Origin of the sequence: Wenyingzhuangia sp. (assembly GCF_039768515.1) — a bacterium.
Taxonomy (GTDB): Bacteria; Bacteroidota; Bacteroidia; order Flavobacteriales; family Flavobacteriaceae; genus Wenyingzhuangia.
The window spans coordinates 1-2,551 of the sequence record NZ_JBDNAI010000127.1 but is presented as its reverse complement, the minus strand read 5'-3'; the positions used below and the strand labels follow the sequence as shown (position 1 = coordinate 2,551).

The window sequence follows — 2,551 nt, the reverse complement described above, 5'->3', positions numbered from 1 at the left end:
TGCTTCTGGATTGACCAATGTTGTAAATTCGTCCAACACCTTTTCTCCATCAAAAATAAAGATAGAGATTTCGGTGATCTTTTGCCCCTTGTATCCATTTCCCGTAGTTTCTATATCTACAACTGCGTACCTTCTATCCAATCGTATTTTTTAAATCTGCAATGGTTTCTGTTGGGTTTTCTGCACCAAAAACATAGCTACCAGCAACCAAGACATTGGCGCCCGCTTCTATCAATGCATTGGCGTTTTTATTGGTCACACCACCATCAATTTCTATTTGACAGTTTGAACCTGTAAATTCAATAAGGTGTTTTAGTTGTGCGGTTTTTTTGTAGGTATTTTCTATAAAAGATTGGCCACCAAAACCAGGGTTTACACTCATAATACAGACCAAATCCAAGTCTTGAATAATGTCTTCTAAAACTGCAATCGGTGTGTGCGGATTTAAGGCAACTCCAGCTTTCATTCCTGCCGCTTTTATGGCCTGTACTGTTCTGTGTAAATGGGTACAAGCTTCGTAATGAACCGTTAAGATATTGGCACCTAAACTCGCAAAAGTTTCAATGTATTGATCTGGATTTACAATCATCAAATGCACATCTATTGTTTTTGTTGCATGTTTGGCGATGGCTTTTAAAACGGGCATCCCATAAGAAATATTTGGAACGAATACGCCATCCATAATATCAATATGAAACCAATCTGCTTCACTGTTGTTTACCATTTCGATATCGCGTTGTAAATTGCCAAAATCTGCTGCTAAAATTGAAGGTGCTATTAAATTACTCATCTGTTAGTTGTTGTGTGTTTAATACTGTAAAAATAGGGATAAAAACAAAAAACTCTCGAAATTAATTCGAGAGTTTTACAAGTTTTATTTACAATAATGTCTATCCAAGATAGGTCATTAAAATTTTACTTCTTGAGGTGTGCTTTAATCTTCGGATTGCTTTTTCTTTAATTTGACGAACTCGTTCACGTGTTAAGTCGAATGTTTCTCCAATTTCTTCTAGGGTCATTGGTTGGTGTTCTCCTAAACCAAAGTATAGTTTTACAACGTCTGCTTCACGGGGTGTTAGCGTTTCTAAGGCTCTGTTAATCTCTATACGTAACGATTCGTGTAATAATGTTCTGTCTGGATTTGGAGATTCTCCAGAATTTAATACATCGTATAAGTTAGAGTCTTCTCCTTCAATTAACGGTGCATCCATCGATACGTGACGTCCAGAATTCTTCATCGATTCTTTTACGTCGTTTACAGTCATGTCTAATTTCTTAGCAATTTCTTCTGCACTTGGAGGACGTTCGTTTTCTTGCTCTAAGAAAGCGTACATCTTGTTAATTTTGTTAATCGAACCAATTTTGTTTAATGGCAAACGAACAATTCTAGATTGTTCTGCCAATGCTTGTAAGATCGATTGACGAATCCACCATACGGCATAGGAGATAAATTTAAATCCTCTTGTTTCATCAAAACGTTTCGCAGCTTTAATTAGGCCTAAGTTTCCTTCATTAATTAAATCGGGTAAGGTTAGTCCTTGATTTTGGTATTGTTTTGCAACAGAAACCACAAATCGTAAATTTGCTTTTGTTAACTTCTCTAAAGCGCTTTGGTCACCCGCTTTAATCAACTGAGCCAATTCTACTTCTTCGTCTGCAGTAATTAAATCTACTTTACCAATTTCTTGTAAATATTTGTCTAAAGATGCAGTTTCTCTATTGGTTACCTGCTTTGTAATTTTTAGCTGTCTCATTGAAGTTTCAAAAAATATTAGGGGTTTACATCGATTCTCACTTCATTATACGTTTCAAATCTTTACTTTGTTACAAAACACGGGTATTTTTTTTTAAATATTTTGCGGATACTTTTTTTTTAAAAAAAAGAGACCATTAACGGTCTCTTAGGTTGTTGTATTAAATTTATTTTTTAGAATAAACCATTGATTTGCGCATCGATTCTGTCGATGATGTAGCCTAAATCTTCTTGATTGTCTACAAAATCTAAATTGTCTACATCGATGATTAATAACTTTCCTTTGGTGTATGTTGATATCCACGCTTCGTACCGTTCGTTTAATCTACTTAGATAGTCAATGCTGATTGAGTTTTCATATTCTCTCCCTCTTTTGTGAATTTGACCTACCAAGGTAGAAATGTCTGCACGTAAGTAGATTAATAAATCGGGAGGTGTTACTAGTTTTTCCATCAATTCAAACAAAGAACTATAATTGCCATAATCTCTATTGGTCATTAGTCCCATTGCATGTAGATTTGGGGCGAAAATATGTGCGTCTTCATAAATAGTTCGGTCCTGAATTATTTTCTTGCCTGTTTCGCGCAATTCTAGTATTTGACGAAAACGACTGTTTAAGAAATAGACTTGTAAATTAAATGACCAACGTTCCATTTCTGAGTAAAAATCATCTAAATAAGGATTCTCATCAACAGATTCGTAATGAGGTTTCCAGTTGTAATGTTTGGCTAAAAGTTTTGTGAGCGTAGTTTTACCTGCGCCAATATTTCCTGCAATTGCAACGTGCATAAATTAAAT

The 2,551-nt window shown here is 35.0% G+C and carries 3 protein-coding genes; all 3 read right to left on the bottom strand.

Features of this window, described 5'->3' with window-relative positions:
• Positions 1-133: 133 nt before the first annotated feature.
• The 3 genes from rpe to ABF281_RS08145 all read right to left on the bottom strand — a co-directional run bounded on the left by rpe (position 134) and on the right by ABF281_RS08145 (position 2,542).
• Positions 134-790, bottom strand: a complete 657-nt coding sequence (gene rpe, locus ABF281_RS08155; RefSeq protein ID WP_347181183.1) for a ribulose-phosphate 3-epimerase — start codon at positions 788-790, stop codon at positions 134-136.
• A 100-nt stretch (positions 791-890) separates the two neighbouring features.
• The gene (locus ABF281_RS08150) at positions 891-1,754 is read right to left on the bottom strand and encodes an RNA polymerase sigma factor RpoD/SigA (protein WP_347181182.1); all 864 of its coding nucleotides are present in this window, start codon (positions 1,752-1,754) and stop codon (positions 891-893) included.
• A gap of 173 nt (positions 1,755-1,927) precedes the next feature.
• The gene (locus ABF281_RS08145) at positions 1,928-2,542 is read right to left on the bottom strand and encodes a deoxynucleoside kinase (protein WP_347181181.1); all 615 of its coding nucleotides are present in this window, start codon (positions 2,540-2,542) and stop codon (positions 1,928-1,930) included.
• Positions 2,543-2,551: the final 9 nt, after the last annotated feature.

What these genes read in the sequence shown, in the direction of transcription:
- ABF281_RS08145 (WP_347181181.1), bottom strand. Translation starts at nt 2,542, where the DNA reads ATGCACGTTGCAATTGCAGGAAATATTGGCGCAGGTAAAACTACGCTC.
- rpe (WP_347181183.1), bottom strand. Translation starts at nt 790, where the DNA reads ATGAGTAATTTAATAGCACCTTCAATTTTAGCAGCAGATTTTGGCAAT.
- ABF281_RS08150 (WP_347181182.1), bottom strand. Translation starts at nt 1,754, where the DNA reads ATGAGACAGCTAAAAATTACAAAGCAGGTAACCAATAGAGAAACTGCA.